This is a genomic window from Candidatus Uabimicrobium amorphum (assembly GCF_009002475.1).
Classification (GTDB): domain Bacteria; phylum Planctomycetota; class Uabimicrobiia; order Uabimicrobiales; family Uabimicrobiaceae; genus Uabimicrobium; species Uabimicrobium amorphum.
This window is the reverse complement of the sequence record NZ_AP019860.1, coordinates 1,250,924-1,269,417: the sequence shown is the minus strand read 5'-3', so window position 1 is coordinate 1,269,417 and position 18,494 is coordinate 1,250,924. Positions and strand designations below refer to the sequence as shown.

The 18,494-nt window shown below is 39.1% G+C and carries 9 protein-coding genes; 8 read left to right on the top strand and 1 reads right to left on the bottom strand.

The genetic code is table 11. The features are described 5' to 3' along the window. Positions 1-10: 10 nt before the first annotated feature. The 6 genes from UABAM_RS04385 to UABAM_RS04360 all read left to right on the top strand — a co-directional run bounded on the left by UABAM_RS04385 (position 11) and on the right by UABAM_RS04360 (position 12,487). Positions 11-2,317 carry a VWA domain-containing protein gene (locus tag UABAM_RS04385; protein ID WP_151966783.1) on the top strand — a complete coding sequence of 769 codons (2,307 nt, stop codon included), beginning with the start codon at positions 11-13 and terminating at the stop codon, positions 2,315-2,317. 41 nt (positions 2,318-2,358) lie between these two features. Further along, the gene (locus tag UABAM_RS04380; RefSeq protein ID WP_151966782.1) at positions 2,359-4,701 is read left to right on the top strand and encodes a VWA domain-containing protein; all 2,343 of its coding nucleotides are present in this window, start codon (positions 2,359-2,361) and stop codon (positions 4,699-4,701) included. Positions 4,702-4,787: 86 nt separating this feature from the next. Then, positions 4,788-5,747: an endonuclease/exonuclease/phosphatase family protein gene (locus tag UABAM_RS04375; RefSeq protein WP_151966781.1), complete on the top strand. Its 960-nt coding sequence runs from the start codon at positions 4,788-4,790 to the stop codon at positions 5,745-5,747. 44 nt (positions 5,748-5,791) lie between these two features. After that, positions 5,792-7,237: a hypothetical protein gene (locus UABAM_RS04370; RefSeq protein ID WP_151966780.1), complete on the top strand. Its 1,446-nt coding sequence runs from the start codon at positions 5,792-5,794 to the stop codon at positions 7,235-7,237. Between the two features lie 14 nt (positions 7,238-7,251). After that, positions 7,252-10,497, top strand: coding sequence for a tetratricopeptide repeat protein (locus tag UABAM_RS04365; RefSeq protein ID WP_151966779.1), 3,246 nt, complete (start codon positions 7,252-7,254; stop codon positions 10,495-10,497). Between the two features lie 7 nt (positions 10,498-10,504). Continuing rightward, positions 10,505-12,487 carry a tetratricopeptide repeat protein gene (locus tag UABAM_RS04360; protein ID WP_151966778.1) on the top strand — a complete coding sequence of 661 codons (1,983 nt, stop codon included), beginning with the start codon at positions 10,505-10,507 and terminating at the stop codon, positions 12,485-12,487. A gap of 86 nt (positions 12,488-12,573) precedes the next feature. Here the strand turns inward: UABAM_RS04360 and UABAM_RS04355 are convergent, their stop codons facing one another. Next, positions 12,574-13,428: a hypothetical protein gene (locus UABAM_RS04355; RefSeq protein ID WP_151966777.1), complete on the bottom strand. Its 855-nt coding sequence runs from the start codon at positions 13,426-13,428 to the stop codon at positions 12,574-12,576. A 17-nt stretch (positions 13,429-13,445) separates the two neighbouring features. Between UABAM_RS04355 and UABAM_RS04350 the strand changes: the two genes are divergently transcribed. Beyond that, positions 13,446-14,336 carry a DUF58 domain-containing protein gene (locus UABAM_RS04350; RefSeq protein WP_151966776.1) on the top strand — a complete coding sequence of 297 codons (891 nt, stop codon included), beginning with the start codon at positions 13,446-13,448 and terminating at the stop codon, positions 14,334-14,336. Positions 14,337-14,345: 9 nt separating this feature from the next. Continuing rightward, complete coding sequence (locus UABAM_RS04345) at positions 14,346-18,488, top strand: serine/threonine-protein kinase (RefSeq protein WP_151966775.1); 4,143 nt, start codon at positions 14,346-14,348, stop codon at positions 18,486-18,488. The last annotated feature ends 6 nt before the right edge of the window (positions 18,489-18,494 follow it).

The following is an 18,494-nucleotide window of genomic DNA, read 5'->3' as shown; positions in this document are numbered from 1 at the left end:
GGAATGCTTGATGAATTTGCACTTTATACATGCGAACATTTTATACTTTGCTGCTGCGGGGATGATACCTATTATCATTCATCTTTTGTTTCGCAAACGCTATAAAACAGTACAATGGGCCGCAATGAAATTTTTATTAGCCGCGTACAAAAAAAATAAACGTTCTTTGTTAGTGGAAAACCTCCTCTTACTATTAATCAGAATTCTCATTATCATTTTACTCGTTTTGATGTTTGCACGTCCTACGGCAAACGAAAGCGCTTTAGCTGATATATTTACACGAAAAACGGATCACTACGTTGTCCTATTGGATAACTCATTTAGTATGAGTGTACGTGATGGTAACACATCTCCACTAGAGAGAGCCCGTGATCGTATTCGCAAACTAGTCAAAGAATCCAAATCAGGTGACTTTGTATCTTTGATTACCATGAACCAACGTCCCAAAATAGTTGATGCACTGCACAAAGTATCTGCTGGCGAAAAGGGCGTTATTCTGCAACAAATGGAAAGCATAGAACCTTCAGAGATGGGAACAGATGTTGTAGGTTCTATCAGTTTACTTCGCGATTTTGTTGAAAATCCAGAATACGGACAACAAAAGAAGAAAAATAAAAAGGTGTTTATCTTAACCGATTTACAACGTAAACCTTGGATCGCGGCGTGCAAAAGCCTCGGTTTTATGAAAAATATGGAAAAAATCGGTGAACAAACACAACTGACGATGGTAGACGTTGGAATTACCTCAGACCCGATTAATTTAACCGTTCAGTCTATCGAGACAGACGGTGTTATTGGAGTTGGTGGTCTAACGCGTTTTGTCGCAACGATACGCAACAATAGCGACAAGGATGCGGAAGGCATTGCGGTAAACTTTTTTGTTAACAGTGGTGAAACCCCTGTAGCAAAAGACAAAAGAGGTAAACAAGGAACGGAATACGTATCCATATCTGCCGGAGAGCAACAACGCATTCCATTTTTCTACAATTTCCCCAAAATGGGAAGCCATAGCGTAACTGTAGATTTAACAGGTGATAATCTAGTTGCAGATAACGAAAGACACCTTATTGTAAAAGTCGTCAAACACATTCGTGTACTCATCATCGATGGTGATAGCCGCGAAGAATCATTTGAAAGTGAAACAGATCACTTAGCTGCAGCCATCGGGCAATCACAGCAAAGTATTATTCAATCACGTGTTGTTGATATTGGAAGTTTTTCTTCCTCAATAAAGTTCAAAGATTATGATGTAGTTATTCTTGCAAATCTACAAACCTTCGATGACGAAAGACGTTTCGAAGAATTGCAAGAATTTGTACGCAAAGGTGGTGGATTATTTATGTGGTTGGGAGATAAAGTTCCCGTAGATTACTATAACTTGGAATTTTATCGCGATGGTCTTGGTGTTCTTCCTGGCAAGTTAGCTGGGGGAGCCATAGGAAAAGCTTCGGATTTAGAAGACAAGACCACATTCAAACTCGATGAAGTAAAAAAAGACCACAAAGCAATGCGTTACTTTGCAAATAACAAAGATCTTCTTCAGGATTTCCGCAACTACTTTACATATAAATTTTTTCCCGTCGAGATAACTCAAGAGGAGAATGACAGTGAAGAAGAAGAAAACCAAAACGAAGAAGAAATAGTGACAGTGATCGCGGCTTTTGACCATCCCAAAAAATATCCGGCGTTTATTGAAAAGATTTATGGTGATGGCAAAGTAATATTAGCGACAACAACAGTTGACAAAGCTTGGAACAACTTACACTCTGATCGTTTTGGTTACGTATTTTTAATTATGATTCACGAATTTATTCAGTATCTTGTAAGTCCACCAATAGACAAAAACAATTTATTTGTAGGTGCTTCCATTATCAAAGAATTCCCATATTACGTCGGTGAAGACGCAGAAGTAACAGCTCCGGGAAAGTCTCCCATCAAAAAAGGAGTTTATCCTTCTGATACAGGTGGACCTCCATACAAAATCACATATAGCGACACACTAAAATCAGGAGTCTATCACTTAAAACTCAACATACCTGAACAAGTGATGAAAGAACAAGAGATATTGGAAACAACAGAATTATTTGCTGTAAACGTTGACCCTGAAGAAGGCGATATCCACCGCGTATCACAAACAGAAATACTTGGTTTGTTAGACGGTGTGCAAATCTCCTTTAAGACAAACGTAAAAGAAAAAAGCAATATAATGGGACCACTTTCTGATTCAGAGTATTGGAAACCAATGCTCCTTTTGATACTTCTGTTGTCTCTAGTTGAAACATTTATGGCAATGTGGTTTGGACGATACGACAAGTAATTACATATTTATAATAAAAATTTTATTTAGAACGGGAAATTATGTTTGGCTTCTTTATTGCGAATAATGAGCAAGTTACCCATACTTTCAAGTTTAATACAGAAATTCCTGAATGGGGAATAGCCACAGTAGTGGCAGTGATGCTAGTGTGGATATACTTCTGTTATAAGAGAGAAGTGGGTTGCCAATCTGTACTTGCCAGGGGCTTCTTAGGGTTATTACGTCTTGCAGTACTACTAATACTCTTAGTAATACTATGCGAACCAGTTTGGGAAGAAACCCGTTCGGAAGTGAAAAAATCCAACTTGTTGTTTTTGTTGGATTCCTCGGTTTCGATGAACACAAAAGATCGCTATCCTGATGAAAAAGAACAACAAAAATTAGTAACCGCGATTACCAAGGCCGGTTCCACAAAAGAAATTAACCAATCAACACGCGTCGAGATTATTCAGAATATAGTAAATGGCTCAAAGCGTTTAAAAGAGTTGAAAGATGAATGCAATGTACATTTTTTCAAATTCGACACTGCATTGTCAAAACTTTCTCTTCCTCCCGATTGGAAAGTAATTGAAGCGGAAGGAAAAAAAACCGATATATATGGCCATATAAAAAAAGCCATTGATTCCATGCAAGGTCGTACAACAACAGCCGTGTATGTTTTCACTGATGGCCAGCACAACACGGGACATCTAAGTTCTCAAGAGGTAGGAGAATTTGCTTACCAAAAAGAAATTCCCATTTATACGGTTGGTGTCGGAAGTACACTCAAGAAAAAAGACATAATACTCACAGCTGTTGAAGCTCCAGAAATGGCATTAAAAGATGATAATGTGCCTTTTGAAGTCGAAGTAAAACACGTGGGCTATCAAGGTGAAACAGTCTCCATTTATTTAAAATGGGGTGAGATTACGCTAGCAGAAAAGTCGATGACTCTTGGTCCAGAAGAAACGAGACAGCGAATTATTATTCCGCATACGTTTCAAAATCCTGGAGACTACAACATTACAGTTCATGTTGTCGAGCAGCCTTATGAGGCAAACACCGACAACAATATTCGCCAACACAACATTCGCATCATCGAAGAAAAACTGCGTGTTTTGTATCTCGAAGGTCCACCACGCTGGGAATACCGATATTTACGCAACGCTCTAATTCGCGATCGCACCATTACTGCAAATACGTGGTTGTTTTCTGCCGACTCGCGTTTTCCGCAAGACAAAAGTATCGACGCGCCGGTGATTAGCGGATTTCCTTCAGAAGAAGAGATTGCAGAGTATCATTGTATCATCATCGGAGACGTTGGTTTAGAACATTTAGATCCTGATAGGCAAAAACTGCTCACAGACTACGTGAAAGAACAAGGCGGTGGATTGGTCTTCATTAGTGGCGAACGTCACAATCCCACAGAATACTGGGGAAGTGATCTGGCTCCACTACTACCGATCTTTGTCAACTCAGCGAATGAATTAACTCCTCCTTTTGCGACACCTTATGGCATTAGTTTGACCGCAGAGGGGAAGACGCACTCAATTATGCGACTCCTTAGCGAAAACGAAACAAACACCCAGCTATGGGAAAATCAAAGAGTTGGTCTCCCTCCGTACTACTGGTATTATCCAGTGGACAAGGTAAAACCAGGAGCTACAATTCTTGCTCTCAATCGCGAAACGCGATCGAAATTGTTCACGACACAGTTTTATGGACGTGGAAAAACGTTTTTCTCGGCAATTGACTCTACATGGCGATGGCGTTACATCCATGGAGATCGATATTTTTATCGTTTTTGGGGGCAAGTGATTCGCCACATTTCGAAAGGTATATTGTTAGGAAAAGGCCGCCAATATTATTTGCGCGTAGACAACTCGCAATATGTTGTTGGTGACATGGTCAATATCACCCTTAAAGTTGTGGACAATAGAAAAAACGAAGAGATTGACGAAGAAGAATGGTTGGTCTATTATTCCGCACCCGGAAGTGGACGCAAAGAGAAAAAGCTCAAAAAAAATCCGAGTGAAGCGGGAACTTTTCAAGGTAGTTTAGTTGTATCTGAAGTTGGAAACTACAAGATTTGGTTTAAAACGCCTGAAGATAAAGAAATTAGCGTATTATTCAATGTCGAAGCTCCTTTAGCCGAATCAGGAAAATCCGAACTAAACGACAGTGACTTAAAAAAACTTTCACAAAAAACCAAAGGTAAATACTTAAAGATTTATGACTTAGAAAGTAGTCTTGTTGATTTAGAACCAATTAAAGAGACTATCCCCATTCAAGTACGCTCCCAATCCATTCTAGACAAAAATGATTGGGTTATGTGGCTTCTTCTTTTAGTATTGACTATTTATACTTTAGAATGGGTTTTACGTAAGGCATTCCGCTTATTGTAAGCCATAAGTAAGAAACGATTTAGCGACTCCAAAAAACTTTATGTTGGTACTCGTTTTTTTGGAGTCGCTTTTTTTTGGAAAATACTATGGAAAAAAAGTTTCACATCAGTAATGTCATCATGGTTTTTGCATGTTTGTTTTTCGCCGGTTGGATCGTACAATTTTTCGCGCGTTTTTCATGGGTTTGTGAACTTGCTTGTCACTTTGCGTGGCAATACACCGTAGCGATTTTCGCGATACTTGTCATTTTTTGCCTCTACAAAAAATGGAAAATTGCCATTGGTATTTTTTGTATCTTTTCATGGCAAGCCATAAACCTATTCGCCGTTTTTATTCCCCAAAGTGAAATAAAATTACCACAAACCTCTCCCATGACTATTTTGCATTTTAACGTGCTACGTAACAATACCAACTACGATGAAGTCATCTTTTTTTTACAGAAACAACAATACGACTTTGTATGTTTACAAGAGGTGACATTCGCTTGGGAAAATGCCTGTAAAGAACTCTATAAAAGCTATCCATATCATGAATCCTCACCGCGAGACGATAGTTTTGGAATTTTGCTTTTAAGTAAAAAGCCCTTTTTATACAAAAAAGTACAATATTTCTCTCGCTCCCAAGTACCAAGTATTGTTGTCAAGGTCGTACAAGAAAAGCGTGAATTTACCATAGTTGCGACTCACCCACTTCCTCCGCGAACAGCGTCCTATTCTGCCCAAAGAAATGCACAGCTGACAACGGTTGCCAACTATGTAAAAAATTTGGAAACGCCTGTCGTTGTTATTGGAGATCTAAATGTAACACCATGGTCACCATATTTTAAGGACTTTGTACACACCACACAACTACAAGACAGTCGTCAAGGTTTTGGAATACAATGTACTTGGCCATCCATGGCCCCGTTATTGTGGATCCCAATCGATCACTGCTTAGTCTCACCACAAGTAAAGATATACGAACGAAAAGTAATGTCGAATTATGGCTCGGATCACTATCCTATCGCAATCCGTTTTTCTGTACCTGTGCTTGAAGAGAATAATTAGCTAGCTCTTCGGGTAGATAAATCGACTTTCGTTGGGAACGAAAAATGAATACTTTTTCTTTTGTTGCTCATTATTTATATCGTTGTTCCAATCGCCAAATTTATTTACTACGTCGATTGGTCCTGGTAGGATGTATTTGTTTTACCTTCATTATTTTAATTTCAGAGGCCAATATTAGTGCAGGAGAGCATTCGCGTGTGGGCCTAGATGTATTTCTAGCTATCTCCCTGGCGTTATATATTTTCATCATTTTGTTTATACCCGTTTTTGCCAGCAAATTAATCAACGATGACAAGGAGCAAGGTGTACTTCCCCTTCTATTGATCTCTAAAATTCCCACAATGTCGTTAGTTTGGTATAAATATGTCGCCTTCTTAGTGCTAATTTCCATCCATGGCAGCGCAACATTACCTGTATTTTTAATGTGTACGCATATTGGAGGTATTGCAGCGCAACAAATATTTGCCACGTATCTGATATTGTTTTCTTACAGTTCTATCATTGCCAGTTTGGTCATCTGCATTACTGCCAAGACAGACTTTTCAATGACAAAAGCTCTATTTCTCAGTTTTGCACTGGCCTGTGTTAGCGAGTTGACTGCATACAATTTACAAATTCCTGTTTCTCCCATGTTTCAAATGGAATTGTTGCTAAATGCCACATCATCTTCCAGTTATCTCAACTTTTCGCTCATTTGCCTCGCAATGTCGTTAATGCTTTTACTTTCTGCTGGTAAAAATGTAAAAATATTCTCCTCTGCAAAGAGTAAGTACGCTAAAAAATTTAGTGCTTGGCTATTAAAACGTTACAAATTAACCAAGAATTTTTCGCGCAACAATTTTTTATTACGACGCGAAGAACGTCGACAAGTTTTTCAAATCACCCACGCATTCTGTCGTTTTATTTCGGTCGTGGCCATCATTGGCTGGTTACCAATTATTAACTTCATTGTTCTACCTATTGTAGCGTTGTGTGCACTTTTCTCTTTAACATTGTACGCGGCTTCTGCATTTGCAGTGGATAGCCAAGAAATAGAATTATTACGGTTAACATCCATCACTTCAGAAACTTTTCTTGAAAATAAACGTCGGGCTCTCCAATTGAGTATAAGCCCCTTATCGCGTTTTGTGCATGGTTATGTTGCCTCATCAACCATTTTTTTAATGGTATTAATTGGCATCTATATGTGGATTTTTGGATTCATAGTAGGTATGATTTACGTGCCTACAAGTTTTTTGTTAGTCCGTATCGCACTATTTTGTTCCGCAAGATACAGAGTTACGGCAACAGCACTGACATACACAGTGATTGTTTTTTGTGTATTTGTAACTTGTTTGAGCTTCGTTTTCACTTTTTTGGTTATTTTTCTTGAGCCATTTATTCTAATTCACTGTTTGCTGTGTTTTGGAATTATTTTATATGTAGGGAAAATTTTTACAACTCTTACATTGGGCGAATTAAACAACTGGTCTGCGCAGAAAAAAGTATAAACCAGGAGAATAACATGCAAACATCTGTCGAAAAAAAAGTCAACCTCTTCATTTTTTTGTGTTTGGCATTGTATTTAGAACTACACATTTTACCTGAAATTCTCATTTCATTACATCCCATAAAACCCATCGTACGCGACGGATTTATAATAGTAATTTTTTCGGTAATACTGTTTGTATTCGTTTTTTTCGATCACGAAAATATCGAAGTACGCGAAAAAAAACACACGACCCACGTTGCACTGCACCTACTATTTTTTCTCGTATTTATTGCTTTTGTAATGTACTTAAAAACGGTAGATTTTCGCCAACCATGGTCCAAAGATCACATATTGATTCAAATTGCTAGCTACTTTCGAAAGAATATTATTTACCTCACGGCAATATACCGTATTGAAATTTTGTTCGTTTCTATGTTGTGTCACATCACTTTGATAAATATATTCTTTAAAATTCGCTATATTTATTTATGGTATTTGCTCTCTTTTCCTATTGCCATCGCAGCCAACGAAGTTTATACAATCGTACTTTGTCCCTTTTTGTTATACAGTTTTTGGAAGTCACCACATCTACACGTACGACGTTTTTCGGCATTGTTTTTTGGATTGGTTTTATCAACGCTTTTCAACAAGCAATTATGGACACTTCTGTCATACAATGTCGCAAAAATGAACGCCGTATGGCTGCAGTTCTTTTTCGATGACGTCGTTACGCGCTTTGAAGGGCACAACCCGATCATAGGAACCAGCGAATTTTTCGTATACATTGCCGACAAATGCTCGGGAATGGAAGGACTCACCACATTTTTTGTCGCATTTATTGCCATATTTTTTCCCATTTTTCGCCAAATGTACAAAACACGCGCGTTAGTATTTTGTATGTTTGGACTTATCATCATGTATTTTATAAACGTTGTGCGTATTTTTGTGCTGATTAGTTTGGGACACTTTTTTGATTCGGAAACAATTGTCGATGCGTGGCACTCGTATGGGTCGATGGTTTTATACACCGTCACTATTTACACTCTTTTTGCCACTTTGTATCCGTGGTGTAAACTCCCCGAGAAAGAAATAGAACGATTGCAAAACAACGCCAATAACATGCGCCAAAAAAGTTTTTTTGAACGTTTAGAATACTATACTCCTATTCTCATTCGCTTTCCGTTAGACATCATGTTGCTTCTAGTACACTCCTTGTGGATTAATATAACGAAATTGCGTCTTTTTGCATTTATATTCAAAAGAAATTGTCAGTACTTCGGGGTACGCCCCGACGAATACGGAGAAGATGTTGTTGTCTACTATTGCCGCGCCACAAAATTATACGGTTCCCCACAAATGGTAAATTACGTCTGTCCTCTGGTGAATTTACGCGACAACACGAAAGGATATTATGCGTGTAATGCGCAAAGTACCAAACCTAAAATGTACTTATGGCGTACACTTGCGACACTGGGAACGTATATATTGGTTGTTGGTAGTGTATTATTTACAGCGCACATGTATCGTGAATACAAGCAATCCGTTGTTATTACCAATATCAAAGAGGCGCGACATTTTGATTTAATTTTTGAAGCCGAGAACTTAATAAAGAAACAAAAATTTATTGAAGCAGAAAAAAAATTACTCCGTGCTTTGAGCCTAAAATTGCGTTCGTATAAAGCTCTTTACCTTTTGGGAACGGTTTACGAATCTTTAGAAAAGTATGCCATACGCAAGATCGACACCAAACAAATCATCCAACAATATATGATGGCAACGCAAGTAGACCACCACCGTATAGAAGCGCAGTTACGTATATGTCACCTAGGATGGCATTACCTTTCCGTAGATCAGATTCATGAAATCATAAAAAGGTTGCGTGATTTAGGAACGAATAACCAAGAGTGCGATGCTATTTTGGCAGCGGCTTTTGTAAAATCGGGAAACAAAAACGAAGCTGCGAAGATAATCGCCAAGTTACAAGACAGTGATATTCCTCTCGTACATTACTTGCAAGCACTATTTTTTATGGACAATAGAGAATTTCCACAAGCGAAACAAAAATTTAAAATGGCGCAAAAAAGTAGCGACCTTTATGTTCACGCCACGTTAAGACTCGTAGAAATTAACTTGCGATTGCAAAATTATGAAACGGCGGAGCGAGATCTTGAAAACTTGGTGGAAAATCGCTACTCGATTGATGCGGAACTAACACTAATTAAATACTACTTTGTACGTGGGAAAAGACGCGAGGCCATTTTACTTCACTATGATGTAAAAAAGAAAATCTCAGATAATCTCAATGCAGTAGAAATACTCGCAGATCTTTTAATGACGTATCGTTCTTACGACCAAGCAGCGGAAATAGCGGTGGAATATCTCGATAAATTTCCGCAGAGTATTACCCTACACTTGGTGGCGGCAAAAGTATATTTTGAGCGTGGTTTATTTGCAGAAATGATTGTGCATTGTGAATATGTGCTGCAAAGCAAGGCAAGCAATTCGCAGTTGGCTTTTGCTGCTAGTCTTCTAGGCGACATGTACAAACTGAAAGGACAAAATCGACGCGCATTTCGTTCCTACGAGCAACTCACAAAATTATTTCCAGATACTTCATACGCATACTACATTTTAGGCGAGATGCTACGCAAAAGTGGCAAGTATCGTCAAGCTCTCGTCGAGTACGAAAAAGCGCAGAAGAAAGATGCGGATAGCGCGTTTCCTTACCTTGGAAAAGCGCAAGTATTTATCGCATTAAAGAAATGGCGTAAAGCTGTTGCAAACTTGAAGTTAGCCTTAAGGAACAATGGAAATCCCGTCGTAGTGGCCAATATCCGTGGAAAAATGTATGAAAAAATGCAGAATTGGGAAAAAGCAGAACAGCTTTATCGCAAAACGATCGAAAAATTTCCACAAAAGAGCGCGACCACCGCTCATCAACTCGCGAGCATGAAATTGGAGAGAAACAAAGATCTAGGAGAAGCGGTTAGCTTTGCCTTTTTTGCTATTCGCACTGCCAATCTCCCCGAATATCATTTTACTTTAGCAAAAATATACTATGCCATGAAACGTTGGAAAGAATGCGGAGTGATCACACAGCGACTGACAAAAGAGTATGAGCAAAATGGTGAATACTGGCGCCTACATGGTCTCGTATTCTACGAATTGGGCATAAATTTTCAGGCATTGCAATGCCTACGCAAAGCGAGACTATTGATCTCGGACAAGTCGACAAAGCGCGAAATTCAAAAACTAATCGATAATATAGAATCAAAATAGGTGAAAAATGTACAAATATATCCTTATGCTTTTTACAATATTTGTGTGTGCATGCAATAACAACGACGATACGCCCGCAAAACTGTATTTAGAAGCGCGGACTCTGGTGCGTCAAGGCAAAGCAGAACAGGCCGCGGTTATTTTTGAACAAATTCTCATTAAGTATGAGACATCCGAATTTGCTCTCAAGGCCAACGAAGATTTAAAAAAGCTAAAGCGTATCAATATTGGAAGAGAAGAAAAACCAAACGAAAATTTGTTCGGCGACGACGGGAAAGTTGATTACGACACTAGTCTGCGTTCCGTGAAAAAACTCTATAATTTAAAAAGGTACAACCAAGCAGAAGTCATTCTGAGAGACCTTATCAAAGAAGAGCCGGAAAACAACGAATATCACTATTGGTTGGGCAATGTCTCTTTTAAAAAGAGAAACATGGATTTAGCACTAAAGAGCTATGAAAAATCGGCAAATTTACAAAATAACCTCGCTATTTTTACTTTGGCTAGGTACTTTTTTATTAAAAATGACTTTATAAGCTTGCGAAAACACGCACAAAACTTATTAAAAACGCAAGACGCTGTACTGCAAGCCAACGGCCGTGTCTTTTTGGCGATATGCCAAGCAAGTTTAGGCCATCACAACAAAGCCAAAGAAATGATAGACAATGTCAACAAATCCATTACCAACTTTTCACAAGTAGGCATGTTTTACAACTACTGCTTAGGCTTAATACACAGTAAAGAAAAACCCGCCAAGGCCATTGAGTATTTTTCAAATTTAATGACGAGTAGTGATAAAGAAGTTTCTGGTAAAGCCACGTTACAAATGGCGCAAATTTATCTGCGCAAAAAAAACTTCATTACCGAAATTGAAAAACTAGTTCAAACAAACATACAACAAAATGTAAAAATGGCCGTCGTAGAACTACTTTTTGATGCAGGACGTAACACCGAAGCGAAAAATCTATCGAATAAAGTCAATGAGGGTAACTCTAACGTGGAAAGTGTCAAAAAATTAATTGCATTGGCCCTGCGTTACCAAGAAATCGACTACGCGTACACTTTGGCGAAAAATGCCAAAAGAAAGTTTTCCAAACAAATCTTCTTCGATACAGTTCTGGGAGACATTTGCATTCAAAAGCGCGCTTGGGCTCTTGCATATAAATACTATGAGAACGCTCTCAAGAACACCATTGACGCTTCCATCAAGTTAAAAATTTTTAAACGTCTCGCTAAAACCGCCATTATGCGTAGAAAAGAAAACGAGGCGCTAAACTTTGTAGAACAAGCATTAAAAATAGATCCCTATCAATTGGAGCTGCACTTCTTATTAGCCAACGTTTACTTACGTCAACAAAATTTTTCCAAGGTTCTCGATGTTTACAATCAAATACTGGAATTTAGCAAACAGGAAAAGCATCAACAAAAAGTTCGACTACAAATTATTAACGTACATAGTGCCATGAAAAATTGGCAGCAGGTACAGAAAAAATCCCAAGAGCTGCTCACCAAATATCCCAAACTGACAGAAGCACAAATCATGAATGCGGTTTCTTATCACATGTCTGGACAATCTCAACGAGCAATTTCTATATATAAAAAACTGATGGAAGGTGCTAACAAACAAAGTAGTGGCATTATCGCCAACAATTTAGCCTCACTTCTTGCCGATAATAAATTGGAACTAGAATATGCGGAAAAATTAGCGAATGAATCTTTCACTAAACTGCGTATTCCACATTCTCTTGATACATTGGCATGGGTATACTATCAGCAGGGAAGATACAAAGAAAGTAAGAAACTGTTGAAAAGAATACTACCTCTGCTTCCCAAAAGCGCTTATGCAAATTACCATTACGCTTTGCACATGATCAGAGAAAATAAAAAACAAGAGGCGAAAAGATACATCAATAAAGCGTTAGAACTTAGTGACGATGCTTTTCAACACTACCAGGAGTGTAAGAAATATTTGGAAGAATTGAATAAGTAAAAGTGAATCGTTGCCCATACCCGGACCCGCCAAGAAATTCTCGGAAACGGGCTCGGGCTCGGAAACGGCTAGAGAACATAGAGAGTTTAACTTAGCGCGTCATCCCAAGTAAAGTCTTGTAAAAAATCACGCAGCAAATGCACCATTTTTTCGATATCACCGCAGTGTACTCCTTCAGGAGCTTGGTGATAAGGATGTATGGCTGGTTCTAGTGCCACGCTGGGAATGTCATCACCGTTTTTGTTTAGAGTTAAGCCGTATTCAATATAGTCATTATTGGCATTGCTGACAATAATTTCAGGATCTTTTTGTAAAAAGAAATGTTTTATTTTCTCAATCTTTGCACTCAACACTTCGGAAGGAGTAAATTGGTGCTGAAGATGCCAAAAGTTGTCATAAAATGCAATACCTGGTTGTTCGCGAAATTCGGGAGTCGTATCGATAGTGATTGCACAGGAAGGCAGCATATTTTCTTGTAGAAGATATTCTGCCAAGCGAACGGCCCCCATTCCTGGGTATAGATCATTGCTTTTTAACAAATGTGGATGTTTTTTTAATCCTGTACTTTCTTCCATTTCGGAAAGTAAAATAAGCAGTGGGGGGAAAGAATATTTTGCGCTTTCTAAAGCCATAAACAGACATATTCCTACACCCGCTGCATCGTCCATTTGACCAACAATTTTTTGCGAAGATATTTCACATGGCAAACTTTGCGGAAACTCTTCTCCCCAGTGATTGATTTTGTCTAAGTGGGCCGTCAGAGCAACCGCCGGTGCGTCTTTTTTTCCAGGCACACACACCAGTAAATTATTGTCCGCTACCTGAGTAATTTCTACATGGGCGGGTGCAAGGATTTCATAAATCACAGAATGTATTCGTTCTTCGTATGAACTAAAACTGGGAACCTGTGCACATTTTTTTATTATATCAAAAACATTCATTTTTCACTCGTTTAGTTATGGAAAATCAATATAACGCGCAAATATTTAGTACATCCTTTATACAACAGCTCGCCCAATTGCGACTTCTTATCAAAAAAAATCTGGGAAGTAACGCCCACGGTGGTGTTTCCACAAAATCGCGTGGTGTTGGCGACGAATTCAACTTTCATTTGCCATATAATCCAGGAGATGACTTTAAACACATCGACTGGAACATATATGCGCGTACGGAACAGTTTTATATAAAACAATACCGACAAAATAAACATTTTGCCATTAAAATATTTGTCGATTTATCCGCATCCATGATACAGGGAAATCCACGTAAAATAGACATGGCCAAAAAATTTGCCGCGGGGATCGCGTATCTGTTTTTGTATAATGGGTGCTCTATTCAAATCGGCATTATGCAAAATGACTCTATTTTGTATAGTAAACTGTATCGCCATAGTAAATACATAAAAGATATTTTTACGTTTCTGTCACAACACCATCCACAAGGGGCACAATCATTAGGTAACGTAATACAAAAGATTCCACGGAAACGCTCGCAAATGTATGTTCTCATTAGCGACTTTTTCCATGCACCAAATTCTTTCGCAGCCATCCGACAACTTGCGGCAAATAACAGAACTCTACTTTTGCACCTTTGCGCCGTAGAAGATATAATGACTTCACTCAGTGGTAGTTTTACATTGCGCGATATCGAAAGTAATGAAAAAATGATTGTGCGTATCAATGCCGACACCCGGCAGCAATACACACAACAAACGCGAAAATTTCGCGAATACTGGCAATCTTTTGCCAGCCAATATCGTATTCCATACTACTTCGCTCTCAACAACCACGATGTTATCTCATCGATTGCAAGTAGCTTACGCCACGCAAATCTTTTACAAATTCGCTAGGGATTCGTCATGAGCACGTCGCAACACAAAGTGATAGGAAACTATCAAATTATGTCCATTTTAGGACAAGGCGGTATGGGGAAGGTATACAAAGCCTGGGACCCAAATCTAAAAAGAGTTGTTGCTCTTAAAACCATACTCCCCAACCAAATGAACGAATCAGCGGTATCGCGATTCTATCGCGAAGCAACCGCCGTTTCCAAGTTACACCACCCTTCTATTGTGCAAATACATACAATTGGGGAAGAAAATGGGGTGCATTACTTTACGATGGACTATATCGAAGGCTCTCCTTTGGACGAGTACGTCGCAGAACGAAAACTCATTCCAAACAAGATTGCCGGGCTCATGCGCAAGATCGCCAAGGGTATTCATTATGCACATAGTCAGGGGGTTATTCATCGCGATTTAAAACCCGACAATATTCTCGTGGATAACAGTGGAAATCCACACATCATGGATTTTGGTCTTGCCAAAATTGACAGTGGTGGATATGACCTTACCAAAACCGGTGACACTCTTGGAACTCCTTTTTACATGTCACCAGAGCAAGCCGAGGGACTACACAAAGAAGTAGATGAACGCAGCGATATTTTCGCTCTCGGAGCGATATTATATAGACTACTTACTGGACAATTCGCCTTTCATGCGCAGTCATTCATTAGCTTAGTGCAAAAAATACTTAGAGAAGACCCTGTTCCACCGCGACAAATTAACAAAAAAATTCCCCAGAGTTTGGAAAACGTTTGCTTAGTTGCTCTTAGCAAAGACAAAGCACACCGTTACCCTTCAGCAAACGCATTTGCCGATGACTTAGGGCGTTCTTTACGCAATCGTCCTGTCGCGACAAAAGTAAGAAAACCACAAAATAATGTCGCAATACTTGCGGTAGTCGCTTGTTTTAGTGTAATTGTAATGATGACTGTAATATGGAATCTTCTGCGTGATAAAAACCCTGTTGAGTTGCAAAACCTCGAAACATCCGTATCGAAATCACAAAAAATATACATAGAGGCCAGTGAAAACATCGCACAACAAGATTACCTAAAAGCCATTAAATTGCTACACGAGTATCAAAAAGTCTCGAAAAAAACGGGCGATGACATCAATGAAAAACTGTTCTTATGCTACGCAAAAACTCAACAATACGAACTCGCAAGGAAATTATACGAAAGTCTACAGGAGCGTTCATCGTCTACGAAATTCACGATGTCGCAATTGCTTGCTGGTCAGAACAGAAACGCACAAGCGCTGTTGTTGTTGGATGAAGTTATTCACAAAGCAAACGACGAAATCGCCAACGAAGCACTACTGTATAAAGGCTCTATCTATCTAAAAAATAAGTCATATCGCAAAGCCCTCGACTGTTTTCAACGTAAACCTCAAGTTGCCAATATCCCCATTGTACTTTTTTATCAAGGAATTTGTTCATTTCATCTCGACGATTATCAAAGAGCTAAGCAATTTTTTACTAAGGCATCCCCATATATCGAAGATGACCCGCAACTACTCCATTATCAGGCGCAAATATTATTACATGAAGAAAAATACTCTGAGGCTCTGACCAAGATACAACAAGCCATAGATTTAGCTCCGGGACACGATGAATATTACATTGTACGTGGTAAAATACAACAAAAACTCAACTTGTTCGTCGCAGCAAAAACCTCTTTCATCAAAGCGCTAAAACTCAATGCTCTTAATGTAAATGCCATCGGTAATTTTATGGATTTTGCGGTGAAGCAACCGGAAATCGAAAACGATTACTTCTGGACGATCTCTTACTATGTAGGGCAACTTGCGCGAACCGAACGTCCCGATGTATTTCGCGGTGATTTTAAAAAGCTTTTGGCGAACTACTCCCAGGATTATGTACAGTGGCGCACGGCACAACAGCGCAATAATGGTGATCCGCAGGTATTCATTAAGATTTTGCAGACAAGCACACGTCCGCAAATTTACAGTCAGGCACTCAGTGGACTTCTCAGCCTACGCTATCACCCACAATGCGAAATTATACTACAAGATGCCATAGATAAAAATTCCCAAAATGAACAACTGCAAAAAGTTTTTAACATACTACGGGAAAAGAAAATTCAAGAACAAAAACGCATTGTATCCTATTACATCATCGACTTTTACTTGAATCAAAACGCAAGCGCTCTCATCGCTTTGCAAAAGAAACAAACGCTCATTGCCGAACTCTTACACGACGGTACACAAATACTACATCTACGCTACGCCGCCGCAAATGCCCTTGCTCATCTTGGAAAATTCTCTTCTTTGGAAAAACTTGCGCAACACACAGATCCGCAGTTGGCCATCATTGCACGTTGTGTACTACGCGACTGTGGACACTTTATTCCTATTGCTGTACCCGAGATAATAGACCAAATAAACAGTAAATTTCTCACCGCGCGTATTTGTCATGCGATGAACTACCCTCTAGCCAATAAATTAGATCCACGAGATACGTCATACCGTATCCACACGCACTACTTACAAAAGTGGCTTACACATAGTGATCCGGCCATACAAATATATGCGGCGGCAAACCTGTCGCGCATTGCATATATCATCGATACAGCACAGCGTTCAAATCTGCGTCAGCAGGTGAGGAATATACTTCAAAAATTTATGGCGCATAAAATTCCAGAATTCCGCAGTTGCGCGCATCATTATTTTTGGCACACCACTTCCTTCAATGAGTTTGAGCGAGATAAATACTTATACATTCGTGCTTTAAACGATACACACGACGATGTTGTCTCCACCGTATTGTTTTTCTCGTATAGATTTAATATGAACTTAGTGGCCGATCCCCTAATACAACTTATAAGACGCACGGATAACCTACGCCTAAAATTACCAGCGATTTACGCTTTAGCGATCGGCAACTCTGATCACCCATTCCTACAGGAGTTACTTCACGACACTCAAAATTCATTTTTTGTTCGCGCCACAGTTGTGGTTTTCACCGGTTATACGCGCTTGCTCAAATTGACGCGAAATCCAGCAACGGCCTTTCGCCAACTTCCCAAAGATATGGCGGCAGCAAAAAAACAAATAGAGGTTATGTCTAAAGACCCCCAAGAATCGCTACGCATTTTTATCTACTACTGCAATTCATTTGTTTTCAACAACAGTCCACTGTATTTAATTGATCAAGAAACCGACAATGTAAGAGCGCACCTGATCCTCAACAGTGTCGGAGGTTATCAAAACCAAATGTTGTCTCTTATCCAAAAACCGCAATCATCGATAAGTGAACGACGTAATATGGCAAAAAAATACATAAAGTCCACCAACGACAAGGTCAAAGAAAATGCAGTTGCCGCCTATTTGACACTTTCCACACGTGCTCAGCGCAAAAAAATCATGCACAAGTGTTTAAACAGTAGTGAACCTTTGCGTAAAGGTGCCGCCCAAGGTTTTTATAATTTAATTTACTTGGATATATTAAAAAAATATCCCATATACCAAGCTCTTGATCGCGTACTACCTGATACACGCTACAGAACGTATCTATCCTATTTACGTCAAGCATTGCCTACAGATAGAGAAAAATACTTACGTTTTTTATCCAATGCCATCAAGCTCTCGCCGCAAAGCAAATATCTTTATGAACGAGCAATTCTCTATCGTTTACAGAACAAGCTTGTTTTGGCGGAACAAGATCTACAACAGGCCATACAACAAACTCCGCAAAATTCTCTTTACCTTCTCGAACTTATCGAAATATATGTGGATACGCACAAACCAACATTGGCAAAACAAAAATTGCAGGAACTAGAAAAACGCGACCTTGACAACGCAATCAATCTCCGCATGGGAAAAATCTATTGGAATTTGCGCGAGGGCAAAAAAGCCAAACACTTTTTTTACAAGTGCCTTGTCAATAACAAAGAAACATATCATATGATTGCTTATTTGGACACAATCATCGCCAATGTAGAAATAGCACGCATCTTCGCTGCGGAAAACGATGTCAAAAGTGCCGTAAAGTATCTGCAGTATTACGATAGTATTTATCGGCGTATTTATAACGTTTCACTACGCGACCACCGCTTGCTGACAAAAACAATGATCATGCAATACCCCGAACTACGCGCTGTTCTCCATCAAGACTGGGTTAAAAATCTAAAAAGATAGGTTTCG